This is a genomic window from Geobacter pickeringii (genome assembly GCF_000817955.1).
GTDB lineage: Bacteria > Desulfobacterota > Desulfuromonadia > Geobacterales > Geobacteraceae > Geobacter > Geobacter pickeringii.
This window is the reverse complement of the sequence record NZ_CP009788.1, coordinates 1866239-1883957: the sequence shown is the minus strand read 5'-3', so window position 1 is coordinate 1883957 and position 17719 is coordinate 1866239. Positions and strand designations below refer to the sequence as shown.

Sequence of the window (17719 nt, the reverse complement as noted above, 5' to 3'; positions counted from 1 at the left end):
CTGTTGAGTTTAGTGTAATAATTTTGAGGGAGTATATGACCAAGGCAGACATTGTTGAGCAGATCTACGAGAAGGTTGGTTTCTCGAAAAAAGAATCCGCCGAGCTTGTTGAGCGAGTCTTCGGGTTGATTAAGGAAACTCTCGAGAAGGGCGAAAAGATAAAGATCGCAGGCTTCGGAAATTTCGTGGTCAAGGAGAAGGCGGATCGTCGTGGACGTAACCCTCAAACGGGTGATGAAATCATAATTTCGGCCCGCAAAATTCTCACCTTCAAGCCAAGCCAGGTTTTGAAGACCTCTATTAATTCCTGATACTCTTTCCGGAGAGAAGGTGGAAGCAGCGCTTCCAGATAAGATGTATTTCAAGATCGGAGAGGTGTCTCGAATAACCGATCTTAAGCCCTCAGTCATTCGCTTCTGGGAGTCTGAGTTTAAAGAGCTTTGTCCGGCAAAAAGCCGAAGTGGGCAGAGAGTGTATAGGCACTCGGATATTCAGTTGCTTCTCCGGATCAAGACATTTCTTTACTCGGAGCGGTTAACAATTGAGGGTGCTCGATGTCGACTTGCTCAACAGGCCTTCAAAAGTGATTCAGACATGCAGAAACATGAGGGTAATGACCCGGTTGTTCTCAAGCTTCTAAGGGATGTAAAGGCGGAACTCCAAGAGCTTTATTCAATGTTTTAGATTGTTTCGGGGCGTAGCGCAGCCTGGTAGCGCACTAGACTGGGGGTCTAGTGGTCGCTGGTTCGAATCCAGTCGCCCCGACCATTTTATAGATAGACGGCTTTAATAGGCCGTCTATTTTTTTATCAAAATGGGGCACACTCATGCTTGTTCTGGTCACCAACGACGACGGAGTTTATTCTCCGGGAATTGTTGCACTCGCTAGCGCGATGCGTCATGTGGGGGATGTTCTGGTGGTTGCACCAGACAGGGAACGAAGTGCGGTCGGACATGCGTTGACTTTACACCATCCTTTGAGGGTCTCGGATCTTGGTGATGGGGTCTTCTCAATAGATGGAACACCAACCGATTGCGTAAATATCGGCATCCACAAACTGCTTTCAAAAAAACCGGACATCGTTGTCTCAGGCGTCAACCACGGCGGTAATCTTGGAGATGATATAACATACTCCGGGACGGTGTCGGCAGCCATGGAAGCGACTCTTATGGGGATTCCTGCCATTGCGGTTTCGCTGGTTACTACCGGGGCAGGGAAGAATTTTTCTTCCGCCGCCGCAATCGCAGCTCGTCTTACCAGTTTTGTTGTCATGAAAGGATTGCCACCTGACACGTTTTTGAATGTGAATGTTCCCGATATGGAGGAGGACCAGCTTTGCCCTCCGATAATTACCTCTCAAGGCAAGCGCGAATACGAAGGTGAAATCATTGCTAAGGTTGACCCTCGGGGACGCAATTATTATTGGATTGGTGGGAATGCTCCGCAATTCCGGGACGACGAAGGAACCGATTATCATGCGATCAAGCGTGGTCATGTATCAATAACGCCACTTCATCTTGATCTTACGAATTATGCATCCATGGCAATACTTCGAGAATGGCGCATATCCTAATCTAGACAGTGATAGAGGCGTTTGTTATAGTCATACCTCCCCAAGCCGGAGATTTATTATGAACTTTGATGTAGCACGAAAACGGATGGTGGATTTGCAGATCATCGCACGCGGCGTTTCCGATCGCCGGCTTATAGATGCGATGTTGAAGATTCCTCGCCATATATTTGTTGAAGAGGCCATGGCTGCACAGGCATACAGTGACACGCCTCTGCCGATAGGAGAAAAACAGACAATTTCTCAACCTTATATGGTTGCACTGATGACTGAACTGCTTGTGCTTGACGGGTCTGAAAAGGTTCTGGAAATTGGGACCGGTTCCGGATACCAAGCGGCAATCCTTGCGGCATTGGCAGACCGCGTCTACACGATTGAACGAATTCGTCCTCTTGCCTTGAGGGCCCGTAAGGCGCTTGACAGTTTAGGGCTTCTCAATGTGAATATCAGGATATCCGATGGAACTACGGGGTGGGAGGAAGAGGCGCCCTTCGACGCAATCATCGTGACCGCGGGGGCACCTGACATCCCCCAGAAATTTATTGACCAACTTGCCCTTGGCGGCAGGTTGGTCATACCTGTCGGAAGCCAGTTCGAGCAGGTATTGGTGAGGATTACAAAAGATGTTGATGGAACACTGAGTCGTGAACAGATAACCGGTTGCCGCTTCGTCAAACTCGTCGGTGCCTATGGATGGAATACTGAGGATTAAACTTTCAACCTGTCGGGAGTGAAATATGGAAGACGGTGTATTTGTCGATAAGGAGCTGGAGGAGCCGGAAGAATCCAGTGAAGATTTCATTGAGCCCGAACCGTCTTCCTTTGAGCTGGATGAGGCTGAAGAAGAGGAGCGCGAGGAAGAAGTCAAGGTGCTGGAGCAGGAGCATTTTGATGATGCTATTAAGCTCTATCTCAGGGAAATTCAGAAGACAACATTGCTTACGGCTGATGAAGAGAAAGCGCTCGCCAGTCGGATTGCCAAAGGTGACAAATCTGCTCGCGACAAGATGATAGAGTCGAACCTTCGTCTCGTTGTCAAGATCGCAAAGCGTTACATAAACCGCGGGCTTCCGTTTCTCGACCTGATTGAGGAGGGAAACATGGGGCTAATCAAGGCGGTAGAACGGTTTAAGCTTTCCAAGGAATGCCGTTTTTCCACCTACGCTACATGGTGGATCAGGCAATCGATTGAACGCGCCCTTGTTAATCAGTCAAGAACCATCCGATTGCCGGTTCACGTTTCAGATGACATTAACAAGATGCTCAAAATTACACGGGAACTTGTTCAAAGACTGAACCGCGAACCCAATGTAAAAGAAGTAGCAACGGCAATGAATGTAAATTCTGCTTATATTCGCAGGCTGATGGTACTTCTAAAAAAGACATATTCTATCGAACGACCAATGGGAGAGAATAGCGACTATTTCCTCATTGATACAATTGAGGATACATCAACTGTATCACCTGCAGTTCTCCTTGAAGATTTAAATAAATATGAGATTGTCTCTAAATGGTTCTCTTCGCTTTCAGAAAATGAGCAGAGAATTCTTACGCTTCGTTTCGGTCTTGATGACAAGGAACCGCAAACACTGGACACAATTGGTCGAAGCTTTGGTGTGACCCGCGAACGAATCAGGCAAATTGAGGCAAAATCGCTTGAAAAACTCAGACGGTTTATCGAGGGAAGTGATTCTCAGTCAATCGATTGAATTTCAGCCGGAGGTATGTATGGAGGAACTAAAGAACATTATCAGAGATGTCCCTGACTTCCCTAAAAAGGGTATAGTGTTCAAGGACATCACAACGCTTCTCGCCGATGCCAAATCTTTTCAGCGCATGGTGGACTTGCTCGCTCATCGTTATGTTGGAGAGAGGATCGATAAAGTTGTCGGGGTCGAAGCCCGCGGATTTATCATTGGAGCAGCTTTGGCGTATAAGCTCGGTGCAGGTGTCGTGTTGGTGCGCAAACCGGGGAAACTTCCCTCTGAGACTTTTAGCAAAAGCTACGAGCTTGAGTATGGAACCGATACCCTGGAAATTCACCGCGATGCCATTAAGCCTGGAGAGAAAATACTGATTGCAGATGATGTGCTCGCTACAGGGGGAACCATGGCCGCGGTAGTAGACATGGTCAAGACCCTCGGCGGTGAGATTGTTGATTGTTGCTTCATGGCAGAACTGGACTTTTTGCAAGGTCGTTCAAGGTTGAGAGGTGGTCCCAGTTTGTAGGACAGGTTGGCGGCGGGAATAAGGTGGATTGCCGGTTGTAGTCATGCCGCCAGTGAGAGAATACGGCCGGCGTAGCCAGGCCGGGGTTTTTGCCAATATGCCTCATGCGGCGTCCGGTCGTCTAGTTTCGAGTGCGGGCGGCGCATGTTGTAGAAATTGATCCAGCGGCTCAAACCTTGACGAACCTCGCTGCCGGTCTCGAAGGCGTGCAGGTAGATGCACTCGTATTTCAGAGAACGCCATAGCCGCTCGATCATGACGTTGTCCCGCCAGCGCCCCTTGCCGTCCATCGAAATGCGGATCTCAGCGTCCTTGAGGACCTTGGTGAACGCATCGCTGGTGAACTGGCTCCCTTGGTCGGTGTTGAAGATCTCGGGTTTGCCGAAGCGAGCCAGGGCGTCTTCGAGCGCGGCAACGCAGAAATCGGCGTCCATGGTGTTGGAAAGCCGCCATGACAGGACCTTGCGACTGGCCCAATCCATGATCGCCGCCAGGTAGAGGAAACCTCGCCTCAGCGGAATATAGCTGATATCGGCGCACCAGACCTGGTTTGGCCGGTCGATGGTCACGCCACGCAGCAGGTAAGGATAGACCCTGTGCTGCGGATGCGGCTTCGACGTGTTCGGCTTCTGGTAGATAGCCGATAGTCCCATCAACTGCATCAGCCGACCGATGCGCTTGCGATTGACGGCATGACCCTCCCGGCGCAAGTGCCGGGTCATCTGTCGGGTGCCATACCACGGTGTTTCGAGATGCTGCTCGTCGATCAGGCGCATCAGTTCCAGGTTCTGTGGGCTTTCGCCCACTGGCTGGTAATAGTAGGCCGATCGTTTGATCGAGAGCAGTTCACACTGCCGGGCAATACTGAGTCGGTCATGGTCGGGTTCGACCAGGGCCTTCCTTCGGGTTGTACTCAGCGACAGCGACCGAAGGCTTTGGCCAAAAAATCCCGCTCCACGGTGAGTTGTCCGATCTTGGCGTGCAGGTCCTTGATCTGATCGTCATTCGCCTTATTGCTGTGCTCGGCGGCTCCGGAAAACACCGCTGCCATGTTCTCGATGGCCTGCCGTTTCCAGTTGGTGATCATATTGGGATGCACTTCATAGCGGGCGGCCAGATCGCTCAGGGTCTGCTCGCCCCGGATCGCTTCCAGGGCAACCTTGGCCTTGAACTCGGCGGAAAAACGACGACGGCTCTTCATGGGTGATCCTCCTTCAACAGGGTAAGGCTGTCCACCTTAACACACTGTCCGATTTTCGGGGACCACCTCTTTGCCGTCAGGGAAGGTCTACTCGCTCATTAAGTTTTAAACTTGCGCGGTGGAAAGAGGTTGCATTAATTGACAAGATAAGTTATATAAGCTCTTCGTTTTGTCCCCGTAGCTCAGCTGGATAGAGCACTTCCCTCCTAAGGAAGGGGTCGGACGTTCGAATCGTCTCGGGGACGCCAGGAATATCAAAGGCTTACAGTTTAGAACTGTAAGCCTTTTTGTTTTGCATGCGGCTCCGAATTGTTAGACAGGGGGAATTGCGCGTGACCTTCTAGATGTGGGGTAAAGAACAGGCTGATTTCGGAAATCGAAAAGCGCCTAAATCTGAGAGATTTAGGCGCTTTCAATGAATGATACTGGTGCCGAAGGCGAGACTCGAACTCGCACGAGCTATTGCCCGCCACCCCCTCAAGATGGTGTGTCTACCAATTCCACCACTTCGGCAGGGACCAACTTTATATCACTGTTACCGTTTTTGTGTCAATAGGTTTTTCGAATTTATTTTGCAGGAGCCTGGACGGGAGCCGGTTGCGTCGGGAGGGCTGGCTGCTGCGGTTGCGTGGCCGGCGAAGGCGCCGTCTGCTGGGGTGCCGGTTTCGTTGTTCCCTTTGAGGACATAATGGACGACGACCCTGACTGACCGGAGAGGTAGGCAAGGGTGAGCGAGGTAAGCATGAAGATGATCGCGGCACCAGTGGTGAGTTTGCTCATGAACGTCGTTCCACCGCCTGCACCAAAAACGGACTGGCTCCCGCTCGCACCGAAGGATGCTCCCATTTCTGCCCCTTTCCCAGACTGGAGAAGGACTATTGCGATAAGGGCCACTGAAACCAGAACGTGAAGAATAATAAGAAGAATCATCATGTTGAATTAACTCCGATTACTTTTGTAATCTTTTGTAAATACCATAACAGCCGGATAATGCCAAGACTAAATTATTCGTTATAGTTTGCAATAGCTGCGAAGGAGTCGGCGTTGAGACTTGCTCCACCCACAAGGGCACCGTCAATGTCTCGCTGGGCCATAAGTCCCTTGATGTTCTCGGGCTTAACACTCCCGCCGTAGAGGATCCTGACTGTTTCGGCGGCGTCGTGGTCATACAGTCCAGCAAGAAAGGCCCTGATGTGGGAATGGGCTTCCTGGGCCTGTTCATTTGACGCTGTTTTGCCCGTGCCTATTGCCCAGACAGGTTCATAGGCGATGATCATCTTTGAGATGTCCTCCCGTCTGATACCGGCAAGGCCATCACGGATCTGGGAATTGAGAATGTCGAACGTTTTTCCTGATTCGCGTTCAGCAAGCGTTTCCCCGATGCAGAAAATGACGGTGAGTCCGGTGGAGAGGGCTGCTGTTATTTTTTTGTTCACGGTTGCATCGGTTTCCCCAAAATATTGCCGGCGCTCTGAATGTCCGATAATTACGTGACTACAGCCGGCGTCGCGCAGCATGCCGGGTGAGACTTCACCAGTGTAGGCCCCTTCTTCTTCCCAGAAGCAATTTTGAGCCGCAAGCATTACGCTTGTGCCGTCAATAGCATCCTTTACTTTGCCAAGGACTGTAAAAACCGGCGCGATAATAATTTCTACCCCCGCTGTCTCTTTAACCAGAGGAAGAATGTTTGTGACAAGGTCCTGCGCCTCAGCGCTTTTTTTGAAGAGCTTCCAGTTTCCAGCAATGACAGGTTTTCTCATTTCCGGCCTCCGTAACTATTTCTTCCCGTTTTCTTCGAGAACTCTGATTCCAGGAAGCTTCTTCCCTTCGAGAAGTTCGAGAAATGCTCCGCCACCTGTGGATATGTAGCTGATTTTGGCGTATTCGCCAGCGCGATGGACCGCTACGTCGGTATCGCCGCCACCAACAATGGTAAGAGCATAGGAGTTGGCAACCGCTGAAACCATGGCAAACGTGCCACGGGAGTAGGCATCCATTTCGAAGACCCCCATGGGGCCGTTCCAGATGATGGTTTTGGCGTTCTGGAGCGCTTCAGTAAAGAGCGCCACCGTTGCGGGACCAATGTCGAGGGCCATCCATTCTTCCGGAATCTCCTGGACCGTGGTCACCTTCGTTTCTGCCTCGGGATTGAAGCGATCTGCCGCAACGCAGTCGACCGGCAGATAAAACTTGATCCCTTTTTCGCGGGCCTTGTTATAGGTGTTGAGGGCGGTCTCAAGAAGGTGTTCCTCAACAAGAGACTTGCCCACGTTGTAGCCAAGGGCCTTCAGAAAGGTGAACGCCATTCCACCACCGATGATAATTTTGTCAACCTTGTTGACGAGGCTCTCGAGTACTTCGAGCTTTCCAGAGACTTTTGCCCCCCCCAGTATGGCTACCAGCGGCCTGATAGGATTCTGCATCGCCTTCTCGAAGTAGTTCATCTCGTTCTTCATAAGAAAGCCGGCTGCCACTACCGGAAAGTATTTGGTGATGGCTTCGACGGAAGCATGGGCACGATGGGAGACGGCAAAGGCATCGTTGATGTATATGTCGCAATCGTTGGCAAGAGCCTTGGCAAAATCGCTGTCGTTCTTTTCTTCACCTTCATAGAACCGGACATTTTCCAGCATTATGATGTCGCCGGGATTGAGAGCAGCGATCATCTTCTTGACTTCGTCGCCGAGGCAGTCCGGTGCGAGTTGGACTTCTTTGCCCAGTAGCCGCGAAAGGCGCTTTGCGGCGGGAGCCATTGAATACTTCGGTTTGCGTTCACCTTTCGGACGTCCCAGGTGCGACGCCAGAATGATCTTTGCACCGGCATCGAGGGCATAGTTGATAGTAGGGAGAACTGCCCTTATCCGCGTATCTTCCGTGATGTTCTGGTGTTCGTCGAGGGGGACGTTGAAGTCGACCCTTATAAACACTTTTTTCCCTGCAAGATCCGTAATCTCATCAATGTACCGGATTGACATTGGATTCCTCCTGAAGCAGATGGACTCAATTGGTTGATGTGGGGTGGGGGCTGGGGGGTGCTCTGTTACGCAAAAAGAGGGGGGATTACTCCCCCCTCTTTTTGTTGGCATGGGCTTATTTTGCGATCAGTTTCAGGAGGTCGACAACGCGATAGGAGAAGCCGGTCTCGTTATCGTACCAGGAAAGGACCTTGACCATGTTACCGTCGAGTACCTTGGTGCAGCTCGCATCAACGATGGACGAGAGGTTGTTGCCATTGAAGTCGATTGATACGAGCGGGTCTTCGCTGAATCCGAGAATTCCTTTGAGAGCGCCTTTGGATGCTTTTTTGAGGGCAGCGTTTACCTTTTCGGCATCTGTCTTCTTTTTGAGAGTAGCCACAAGGTCAACCACGGAGACATTGGGGGTCGGAACCCTGATTGCCATGCCATCAAGCTTGCCTTTGAGTTCGGGCAATACCAGTGAAACTGCCTTGGCGGCACCGGTTGTTGTGGGAATCATCGACATGGCTGCGGCGCGTGCCCGGCGCAGGTCTTTGTGGGGGAGGTCGAGAATCTGCTGGTCGTTAGTATAAGAATGGACGGTGGTCACGAGACCTTTCTCGATTCCGAAGGTTTCGTGCAGAATCTTGGCAACCGGCGCGAGGCAGTTGGTAGTGCAGGATGCGTTGGAGATAATGTTGTGTTTCTTCGAGTCATAGGCGGTGTGGTTAACGCCCATGACAATGGTAATGTCTTCATTGGTGGCCGGGGCAGAAATAATAACCTTCTTGGCGCCTGCCTTGAGGTGCAGTTCCGCCTTCTCCCGCGCAGTGAAGAGGCCGGTCGACTCAAGAACTACATCAATTTTTTCTTTCTTCCAGGGGAGTTGTTCCGGGTTGCGCTCGGCAATAATCTTGATGGCCTTGCCATTGACAATAATCTCGTTGGTTCCGACTTCAACCTTGGCAGGGAAAATGCCATGGATAGAGTCGTACTTGAGAAGATGTGCCAGAGTCTTGGCATCGGTGAGGTCGTTAATGGCGACGATCTCAATTCCTTTCTCCTTATACACTGCACGGAGCACGGAACGCCCGATTCTTCCGAAACCATTGATTGCAACCCTTAGAGCCATTGATCCCTCCCGTTAAAGTAAGTATGTGCAAGCCTGATGGCTATGCTATAAACGCGACAATAATATAGAGTTACCCTCCCAACGTCAACTTCTTTTCACGACGCTGAACCCTCTTCCGATAAGGCCCCACGGGCGATGCTGGCGAACAAATTAATGCGTGAGCCTGCTGCGTCAGTTGTGCTACTATGTGAAAGTGAAGAAATATCCAAGGTCACTTGCCTCTTACTATTTTAATGAAGAATACTCTTGAAAAACGGATCATATTGCTCGCTTTTGCGATTCTGTTCCTGACCATTGCCGCAAACTCGGGGATGGATATCGTGGGGTTTCGGCGTGATTATGTTCAGGCCCTTATCCTGAGATCGCAAAGCCTTGGCACGTCGCTCAAAGCGAGCATTGAAAAGGTTGTCGGGCTCGGCCTCGATGTGCGTGAAATCACCGGATTGACAGAGCGTTGTCGCGAACTTGTGCAGGCCAGCCCCGAGATTGCCTACTGCGTCATTACCGACAGCGAAGGCAATGTCTTGTTTTTCAACGATGCCTCCCTCAGCAGACTCCGCTTTGACATAATTAAGAAGGCGTTTACCACGCGACTGGACCAGAGCATTCATCTGATCGGCGACGAGAACGCGTACTACGACACCGTCACACCGGTTCGAGCACCTGACGGCAAGCAGGTCGCGCTCATTCATATCGGTTTTTCCGATGATGTGGTAGGGCAAAAGGTTGACCGTATCATCCTTCGCTCCCTGATGGTTCTCGCGCTTTTTTTCCTCATTTCCTTCTCACTGGTGGTCATATTTGTCAAAAGAAGCATTGTTCAACCGATTTCTGCTCTGCTCAGCGGGGTAAAGAAGATTTCAGAAGGGGATTTTGAACAGAGAATCAAGTCACTACCTGTTTACGAATTCGATGAACTGGCAAAGAGTGTCAATGTCATGTCAGAGGCTCTCAGAAACAGGGAAGAGGAGATCAGACGCAATTATCAGGAGCTTGAGAATATTCACAATGACCTTCACTCTTCATACCTCAAGCTCGAAACCTTGAGTCTCGATCTCGAAAAATCGGAAGAACTTTATAAGTCGCTTCTTGAAGATGCAAGCGATGCCATTGTCGTTATTGATGAGAATGAGATCGTCAAAATGGTCAACAAGATGGCGGAGGAGTTTTTTGGACATACTTCCGATGAAATTGTCGGGTTCCCCCTTGGCCGAATGCTTACCCATATCGGAGCACTCAACGCGCCGGTAGTCTATTCTTTTTTTCAGCAGGCAGGGAAGGGCAAGCCGGTAGCTGAAGAAATACATTTCCAGCGTACGACGGGCGAACACGTTGTTGGCCTCATCCATGCCAATATCGTTACCATCGGGAGCGAAAAACTCATTCAGGCCATCATTCGGGATGTAACGAGGGAACGAGAGATTCTCTTCAACCTTGAAAAAAGCGCCACCGACTTGGCGCGCCTCAACAAGATGAAAGACTCGTTCCTCGGCATCGCCTCCCATGAGCTCAAAACTCCCCTCACGGTCATCATGGGATATGCGGAACTGATTCTGTCCGATATTCCCGACAAGGTCGATCACAACATCCTGGAGATGATCCAGAACATTGCCAACGCCGCTGCAAGGCTTGACGGCATTGTCAAGGATATGGTGGACATCTCCATGATCGACGAAAAGCGACTCCAGCTGCGCTTGGATGAGGTCAACGTCAATCAGTTGGTATCGGATTCCGTCAATGAGCTTCGTTTTTTCGTTTCGATGCGCAAGCAGCAGATCGGCCTGGAATTGGACGAGACGATCCCCTTGATAAATGGAGACAGTGTTCGGTTGATGCAGCTGCTTTCGAATGTCATTGGAAATGCCATCAAATTTACTCCCGATGCGGGGAAAATCACGGTTTCGACCCGGGCAAAATACCTCCTGCGGTCCAAGCAGTCTCCGTCGGCCGAACCGGTGCAGCAGGTGGTCAACATAGGCAAGGATCAGCACCTTTACGTAGAGATAACCGTTGCCGATACCGGAATCGGCATCGATATTGACGACCAGCTCCGAATCTTCGACAAATTTTACGAGGCCGGCAATATAGAGGAGCACAGTTCCGGCAAGGTCGCCTTCAAAGCTCGCGGAGCCGGACTTGGTCTGTCGATAGCAAAGGGAATCGTCGAGATGCACGGAGGAGAGGTCTGGGTCGAGTCCCCCGGTTACAATCCGGAGTACTTCCCCGGCTCCACATTCCATATCGTTTTGCCTCTTAATCCCGTCACCGGCGATGGCACGATAGATTACCTGAATCTTCTCAAGTAACAACTCTCCTGTTAATTAAAAAAAACTACCGTGTTTCACCTTGAATATCTGCCGGCATTTCGGTATAAAAAATTGGTTATGCCATGGGGCTGGGCCAGCGTCTTTGGGGCCAATAAATCGGAGGGTTCGTGAAGGTCTGCCTGCTCGCCAGCGGAAGCAAGGGGAACTCCCTTTATGTCGAATCGGGCGAGAGCAGGGTCCTTGTTGACGCAGGGCTTTCGGCGCGGGAGATCGTGCGGCGGCTCGCTGCTATCGGTGTCGATGCCGCTGATCTGGACGGCCTGTTCGTCAGTCATGAACACGTAGACCATGTACGCGGGGTAGGGGTGCTTGCCCGTAAGTATCATCTGCCCGTCTATGTAAGTTATCCGACACATCGGGCATTGGGAGACGCACTCTCGGGAGTGGTGGTTACCGAGTTCGAATCGGGTTACTCGTTCATGTGCCGGGATATTCTGGTCGATCCTTTTCCCATTACCCACGATGCCTGTGACCCGGTCGGATTCACCTTCGAAAGTGGTGAAGGTAAGGTCGGTGTCGCCACCGATTTCGGCGTCGCGACCCGTCTCGTTGCCGAAAAGCTCAAGGATTGCCGGGTGCTGGTGCTCGAATCGAATCATGACGAAGAGATGCTCATCAATGGCCCCTATCCCTGGCACCTTAAACAACGGATCAAATCCCGTCACGGGCATCTTTCCAATAACGATTCTGCGGCCCTGCTGTCGGATTTACTGAGCCCCGGTCTTAAAGGCCTTTTCCTTGCACACCTTTCCGAAATCAACAACGACCCGACCGTTGCACGGGACGTGACACAGAACCTCTTGAACTCGCAGAGCGTCTGCTTGCCCCGGCTCATTGTCGGTGAACAGTCCCAGCCAAGTGAAGTCCTCCGCCTCTGATCATCGCAGGGCCGACGCGAAGTCAGCCCTTTTACTTCCGTTTTCGACGAAGGAGAATCTACCGTGATCGAACGTTACAGCCGTCCTGAAATGACCCGCATCTGGGAGCCGAGGAACCGCTACCAGAAGTGGCTTGACATCGAAATCTACGCCTGCGAGGCCCATGCTGACCTGGGAAACATTCCGGCGGAAGCGGTCGAGCGGATCAAGTCCAAGGCCAACTTTGACGTGGAGCGCATTGACGAGATCGAGCGGACCGTAAAGCATGACGTCATCGCCTTCCTCACCTCGGTCGCCGATTACATCGGTGACGATTCGCGCTTTGTCCATCTTGGGCTCACCTCTTCGGATGTTCTCGACACCTCTTTCGCCATGCTGCTTGCAGAGGCCTCCGACCTCATTATTGAGGACATCAAGCGCCTGATGGAGGTTATCAAGCGCCGGGCACTCGAGCACAAGGATACCCCGATGATGGGGCGTTCCCACGGAATCCATGCAGAACCGGTGACTTTCGGTATCAAGATGGCGCTCTGGTATGACGAGATGCGCCGAAACCTCCGCCGGATGGAGGCGGCTCGAGAGACCGTGGCTTACGGGAAGATTTCCGGTGCGGTCGGCACCTTCGCGAATATCGATCCCCGGGTCGAGGAGTACGTCTGCCTCAAGGCGGGGCTGAAGCCCGCTCCCTGCGCAACGCAGGTCATCCAGCGCGACCGCCACGCCGAGTTCTTCTCGACGCTGGCGATTATCGCAAGCTCCATCGAGAAGTTCGCCGTCGAGATCCGTCATCTTCAGCGGACGGAGGTCCTGGAGGCCGAGGAGTTCTTCAGCAAGGGGCAGAAGGGATCGTCGGCCATGCCGCACAAGCGTAACCCGGTCCTGTCCGAGAACCTCACCGGATTGGCCCGCCTGGTGCGCGGTTACGCCGTATCGGCTCTGGAGAACGTGCCGCTCTGGCACGAGCGCGACATCTCCCACTCCTCCGTAGAACGGATCATCGGTCCGGACGCGACGATCGTGATGGATTTCATGCTCAACCGCTGCATCGGTCTCATCGATAACCTCGTGGTCTATCCCGAAAACATGATGAAAAACCTCAACCTCATGCGGGGACTTATCTTTTCGCAGCGCGTCCTGCTTAAACTGGCCACTGCCGGCGCTTCCCGCGAAAAGGCCTACGAGCTCGTCCAGCGCAACGCCATGAAGGTGTGGGAGCAGGGAAAGGATTTCCAGACCGAGCTCCTGGCCGATGACGAGGTGAGGGGGTACCTCCCTGAGGAAGAGATTTGCGAGGCATTTGACCTCAACTATCACCTCAAGCACGTAGACACCATTTTCTCGAGGGTCTTCGGTGGATAATATCCTCGAGCTCTTCAGAAGCGGAGCGGGCGACAACTCTCTGGTGTTCTGGCTCAAAGAACTCCTGGCGGCTGTCGTCATCTTCACTTTCTACTGGGTTCTTTCGCTCGTCGCCCGTTATCTTCTGACCCGTTGGGCTCCGCGGCTGACGTCGTTCACGCGCACTGATCTGGACGACCGGATCCTCAGGCGGGTGACGCCGCCCACGTGCCTCCTCGTGGTGCTGGCAGGTCTCTACTTCGCCGTAAAGTCCCTGCCGCTGCCCGAGAAGGCCCATGTTGCCCTGTCGGGCGCCGTGTTCATTCTCAACGTCATAGTCGTCACCAACATCGCCTGGCGCGCAATCGACGAGCTTTTGGTGTGGTACGGCACGCGCCTCGCCGAGCGCCACGGGACGGGGGTGGACCGGCAGATCATCCCACCGCTCGAAAAACTGATCACCATCTTCCTCGCGGGCATTGCCCTGATGGTGACGCTGCGGCATTTCAACTACGACATCCTGTCGGTCGTGACCGCCCTCGGAATCGGTTCTCTGGCCATCGGTATGGCGGCCAAGGATACCCTGGCCAACATGATTTCAGGTTTCACCCTCATGGTGGACCGGCCGTTCCGGATCGGCGACCGCGTCCAGCTCACCTCCGGTCAGTGGGGGGACGTTGCCGATATCGGGCTCCGCACCACCAAAATCAAAACCGTCGACAACACGCTCCTCATCATCCCAAACTCCGAACTATGCAACACGACGATCATCAACATGGCGTTTCCCGATATGCGTGCCAAGGGAAAGGTGAGCGTCGGCGTCGGATATGGGAGCGATGTGGGGATCGTGAAGCGAATCCTGACCGAGACGGCCCTCGACTTTCCCGATGTACTCAGGGATCCCGCTCCGGAGGCTTTTCTGGTCTCCTTTGGCGAAAGCGCCCTCAATATGGCGCTCTTCTTCTGGGTTGAGGATTATGGTCGGGTCTTTGCGACCACCGATCGTATCAACGAACGTATCATAACCCGTTTCCGGGAGGAGGGAATCGAGATTCCGTTCCCGACCCGGACAGTTTTCTTGGAAAAGGAACAGTAATGGCGAGACGAATCGAGATAGCCCTCAGGAATGGGGTACGCGACGCCCGCGGCGAGCGGATCAAGCGCGAAATCGAACATTTCCTCCATCTTTCGGTTGAAGGCGTCCGGACCATCGACGTCTACACCGTGGATGCCGAGCTGGCCGAGGACGATCTGGTGAAGGCGGCCTCTGAGCCTTTCTGCGATCCGGTCATTCAGGACTGGAGCATCGACCGGCCGGTGGCGACGGGGTTCGATTTCCTCGTTGAGGTCGGGTTTCGCCCCGGCGTTACCGACAACGTCGGTCGGACCGCCCGTGAAGCGATCGAGTACATATCCGGTCGCCCCTTCGCTGCGGGAGAGGGGGTCTATACATCGGTCCAGTATCTGCTGAACGGTGCGCTATCCCGAACCGACGTGGAACGGATTGCAAAAGACCTGCTGTGCAACACCCTCATTCAGCGTTTCGTCATCCTCGACCAGGCCGAATTCATGGCCCAGGGAGGGGTACCCGTCTCCGTTCCGAAGGTTACCGCCGAGACCCGGAGCCAAGTGCGCGAAATCGATCTGAACGTTACGGACGAGGAGCTGATGCGGATCAGCAAGGATGGGGTACTGGCCCTCACCCTTGATGAGATGAAGATCATCCAGGCTCACTATCGTGATCCCGCGGTCCTTGCCAAACGCCAGGAGATGGGGCTTTCGGACAAACCGACCGATGCGGAGCTTGAGGCGCTGGCCCAGACCTGGTCCGAGCACTGCAAGCACAAGATCTTCTCCGGAAACGTCGAGTACATCGATGAGCACGGGAATCGCGAAGAGATCAAGTCCCTGTTCAAGAGTTACATCCAGCGGACCACGGCCACGGTTCGCCAGCAGCAGGGGGAGAATGACTACTGCCTGTCAGTGTTCAAGGACAACGCGGGCGTCATCAGGTTTAACGATGACTGGTCACTGGTCTTCAAGGTCGAGACCCACAATTCTCCGTCGGCACTCGATCCCTACGGCGGGGCCCTGACCGGCATCGTCGGCGTTAACCGCGATCCCTTCGGCACTGGCATGGGGGCCCGGCTTATCTTTAACACCGATGTCTTCTGCTTTGCCTCTCCGTTCTACGAAAAACCGCTCCCCAGTCGTCTCCTGCATCCCCGTCGCATCTATGAAGGGGTTGTGGAAGGGGTGGAACACGGCGGGAACAAGAGCGGCATCCCGACGGTGAACGGTTCTCTGGTCTTCGATGACCGCTTTGCCGGCAAGCCCTTGGTCTTCTGCGGTACCGCCGGTCTCATGCCGGCCACCATCAACGGCAAGCCGGCCCACGAGAAACATATCAATCCGGGCGACCTCATCGTCATGACCGGCGGACGGATCGGCAAGGACGGCATCCACGGTGCCACCTTCTCGTCTGAGGAGCTGAACGAAAATTCCCCGGTGACCGCCGTCCAGATCGGCGATCCGATCACCCAGAAGCGGATGACCGACTTCCTCATCCGTGCCCGTGACAGGGGACTCTACAACTTCATCACCGACAACGGTGCTGGCGGGCTCTCCTCATCGGTCGGCGAGATGGCCAAGGAGTGCGGCGGCTGCCGGATGGATCTCTCAAGGGCGCCGCTCAAATATCCGGGACTCGATCCTTGGGAGATTCTCATCTCCGAGGCCCAGGAGCGGATGAGCCTCGCCGTGCCGCCGGCCCATATCGACGAATTCCTGGCCATGGCGAAGCGCTTCGGAGTGGAGGCAACGGTGCTCGGTGAATTCACCGATACGGGCATCTTTCATATCGAGTTCGGCGAGCGGACCATCGCCTATCTGCCGATCAGCTTTCTCCATGAGGGGCTCCCTCCCATGGAGATGCGGGGGGTCTGGGAGATCAAGCGGCACGAGGAACCGGCCATCGAGGTTTCGTCCGATTATACCGCCGATCTCAAGCAACTTCTCGGCGCGCTCAACATCTGTTCCAAAGAGTCGGTGGTCCGCCGTTATGACCACGAGGTTCAGGGGGGGAGCGTGGTGAAGCCCTTCACGGGCGTTGCCAACGACGGTCCTTCCGACGCAGCCGTGGTTCGTCCGGTGCTTGATTCCTTCGAGGGGGTCGTGGTGGGCCACGGCATCTGCCCCCGCTACAGCGACATCGATACCTATCACATGACCGCCAACGCCATCGACGAGGGATTGCGCAACTACGTGGCCGTCGGCGGCTCGCTGGATCTGGTGTCCGGACTCGACAACTTCTGCTGGTGCGATCCGGTCCAGTCGGAGAAGACGCCGGACGGCGAGTACAAGATGGCCCAGCTGGTCCGCTCCAACAAGGCATTGTACGACTACTGCGTCGCCTATGGCATCCCCCTCATTTCCGGCAAGGATTCCATGAAAAACGACTTTTACGACGGAGCGGTCAAGATTTCCATTCCGCCGACGCTCCTCTTCTCGGTCATCGGCAAGATCGATGATGTGCGCAAGGCCGTCACCATGGACGTCAAGCGCCCCGAAGATATCGTCTACCTTCTTGGTGAAACGGCAAACGAGCTTGGTGGCTCCGAGTACTTCGCCCTCCGCGGGGAGATCGGCAACAATGTGCCGAAGGTCAATGCCGAGGCTGCCCTTACGCGTTACCGCGCGCTCCACCGGGCCATTACCGACGGGTTGGTCGCCTCCTGTCATGATCTTTCCGACGGTGGCCTCGCCGTGGCCCTGGCGGAAAAGGCCTTTGCCGGCGGCTTCGGGATCTCGGCCGACCTGAAGAGCGTCCGGTGGAGCGGTGACAGCACCGAGAAGAACGATGCCGTTCTGCTCTTCTCCGAATCGGCTTCGCGGCATCTGGTAACCATCCGCCCCCATCACCGTCAGGCCTTTGAGTCGGTGATGGGGGAATGTGGAGTTTCGGCCATCGGGGTTGTTACGGAGGAGGCCGTTCTGCGTATTGACGGCCTGGCAGGTACACCGGTGATCAACGAGCGGATAGACGAACTCAAGCAAGCGTGGCAGAGCCCGCTGAGGGAGCTGTAA

The 17719-nt window shown here is 53.8% G+C and carries 16 protein-coding genes and 3 tRNA genes; 13 read left to right on the top strand and 6 right to left on the bottom strand.

Translation table 11 applies throughout. The annotated features are described in order from the left end of the window. Positions 1-35: 35 nt before the first annotated feature. The 7 genes from GPICK_RS08480 to GPICK_RS08455 all read left to right on the top strand — a co-directional run bounded on the left by GPICK_RS08480 (position 36) and on the right by GPICK_RS08455 (position 3800). Positions 36-311, top strand: a complete 276-nt coding sequence (locus GPICK_RS08480; protein ID WP_039742194.1) for an integration host factor subunit alpha — start codon at positions 36-38, stop codon at positions 309-311. A gap of 19 nt (positions 312-330) precedes the next feature. Then, on the top strand, positions 331-684 hold the full coding sequence (locus tag GPICK_RS08475) for a MerR family transcriptional regulator (RefSeq protein WP_201773191.1): 354 nt from the start codon (positions 331-333) through the stop codon (positions 682-684). Positions 685-691: 7 nt separating this feature from the next. Beyond that, a tRNA-Pro gene (locus GPICK_RS08470) sits at positions 692-768 on the top strand. A 59-nt stretch (positions 769-827) separates the two neighbouring features. Beyond that, entirely contained in the window at positions 828-1574 is a 747-nt protein-coding gene (gene surE, locus GPICK_RS16995; RefSeq protein WP_084201386.1) for a 5'/3'-nucleotidase SurE, read from the top strand. A 58-nt stretch (positions 1575-1632) separates the two neighbouring features. Further along, complete coding sequence (locus tag GPICK_RS08465; protein ID WP_039742190.1) at positions 1633-2283, top strand: protein-L-isoaspartate(D-aspartate) O-methyltransferase; 651 nt, start codon at positions 1633-1635, stop codon at positions 2281-2283. A 25-nt stretch (positions 2284-2308) separates the two neighbouring features. Beyond that, positions 2309-3280: a sigma-70 family RNA polymerase sigma factor gene (locus GPICK_RS08460; protein WP_039742188.1), complete on the top strand. Its 972-nt coding sequence runs from the start codon at positions 2309-2311 to the stop codon at positions 3278-3280. A gap of 19 nt (positions 3281-3299) precedes the next feature. Next, positions 3300-3800, top strand: coding sequence for an adenine phosphoribosyltransferase (locus tag GPICK_RS08455; RefSeq protein ID WP_039742185.1), 501 nt, complete (start codon positions 3300-3302; stop codon positions 3798-3800). Between the two features lie 41 nt (positions 3801-3841). Here GPICK_RS08455 and GPICK_RS08450 read toward each other — a convergent pair. Beyond that, a protein-coding gene (locus tag GPICK_RS08450) for an IS3 family transposase (RefSeq protein WP_144400011.1) occupies positions 3842-5001 on the bottom strand; the annotation gives its coding sequence in 2 pieces (ribosomal slippage) (positions 3842-4740 and positions 4740-5001; 1161 coding nt in all). A 171-nt stretch (positions 5002-5172) separates the two neighbouring features. Between GPICK_RS08450 and GPICK_RS08440 the strand changes: the two genes are divergently transcribed. Next, positions 5173-5249: transfer RNA gene (locus GPICK_RS08440), tRNA-Arg, on the top strand. Between the two features lie 178 nt (positions 5250-5427). Here GPICK_RS08440 and GPICK_RS08435 read toward each other — a convergent pair. From GPICK_RS08435 to gap, 5 genes are all read right to left on the bottom strand, one after another. Further along, a tRNA-Leu gene (locus tag GPICK_RS08435) sits at positions 5428-5514 on the bottom strand. Between the two features lie 54 nt (positions 5515-5568). Further along, positions 5569-5934: a preprotein translocase subunit SecG gene (gene secG / locus GPICK_RS08430; RefSeq protein ID WP_039742182.1), complete on the bottom strand. Its 366-nt coding sequence runs from the start codon at positions 5932-5934 to the stop codon at positions 5569-5571. A gap of 71 nt (positions 5935-6005) precedes the next feature. Next, positions 6006-6761: a triose-phosphate isomerase gene (gene tpiA, locus GPICK_RS08425; RefSeq protein WP_039742178.1), complete on the bottom strand. Its 756-nt coding sequence runs from the start codon at positions 6759-6761 to the stop codon at positions 6006-6008. Between the two features lie 15 nt (positions 6762-6776). Continuing rightward, positions 6777-7976, bottom strand: a complete 1200-nt coding sequence (gene pgk / locus GPICK_RS08420; RefSeq protein WP_039742175.1) for a phosphoglycerate kinase — start codon at positions 7974-7976, stop codon at positions 6777-6779. A gap of 115 nt (positions 7977-8091) precedes the next feature. Next, positions 8092-9090: a type I glyceraldehyde-3-phosphate dehydrogenase gene (gap, locus tag GPICK_RS08415; RefSeq protein ID WP_039742172.1), complete on the bottom strand. Its 999-nt coding sequence runs from the start codon at positions 9088-9090 to the stop codon at positions 8092-8094. A 233-nt stretch (positions 9091-9323) separates the two neighbouring features. Here gap and GPICK_RS08410 point away from each other — a divergent pair, with 233 nt between their 5' ends. From GPICK_RS08410 to GPICK_RS08390, 5 genes are all read left to right on the top strand, one after another. Further along, positions 9324-11396, top strand: a complete 2073-nt coding sequence (locus GPICK_RS08410) for an ATP-binding protein (protein ID WP_039742170.1) — start codon at positions 9324-9326, stop codon at positions 11394-11396. 128 nt (positions 11397-11524) lie between these two features. Continuing rightward, positions 11525-12295 (top strand): MBL fold metallo-hydrolase, encoded by a 771-nt coding sequence (locus GPICK_RS16990; RefSeq protein WP_084201385.1) that lies wholly within the window; start codon positions 11525-11527, stop codon positions 12293-12295. Between the two features lie 63 nt (positions 12296-12358). Next, positions 12359-13654, top strand: coding sequence for an adenylosuccinate lyase (gene purB / locus GPICK_RS08400; RefSeq protein WP_039742164.1), 1296 nt, complete (start codon positions 12359-12361; stop codon positions 13652-13654). Then, positions 13647-14729, top strand: a complete 1083-nt coding sequence (locus tag GPICK_RS08395; RefSeq protein ID WP_039742161.1) for a mechanosensitive ion channel family protein — start codon at positions 13647-13649, stop codon at positions 14727-14729. The genes purB and GPICK_RS08395 overlap by 8 nt, the downstream gene beginning before the upstream one ends. After that, positions 14729-17719, top strand: coding sequence for a phosphoribosylformylglycinamidine synthase subunit PurS (locus GPICK_RS08390; RefSeq protein WP_039742158.1), 2991 nt, complete (start codon positions 14729-14731; stop codon positions 17717-17719). The genes GPICK_RS08395 and GPICK_RS08390 overlap by 1 nt, the downstream gene beginning before the upstream one ends.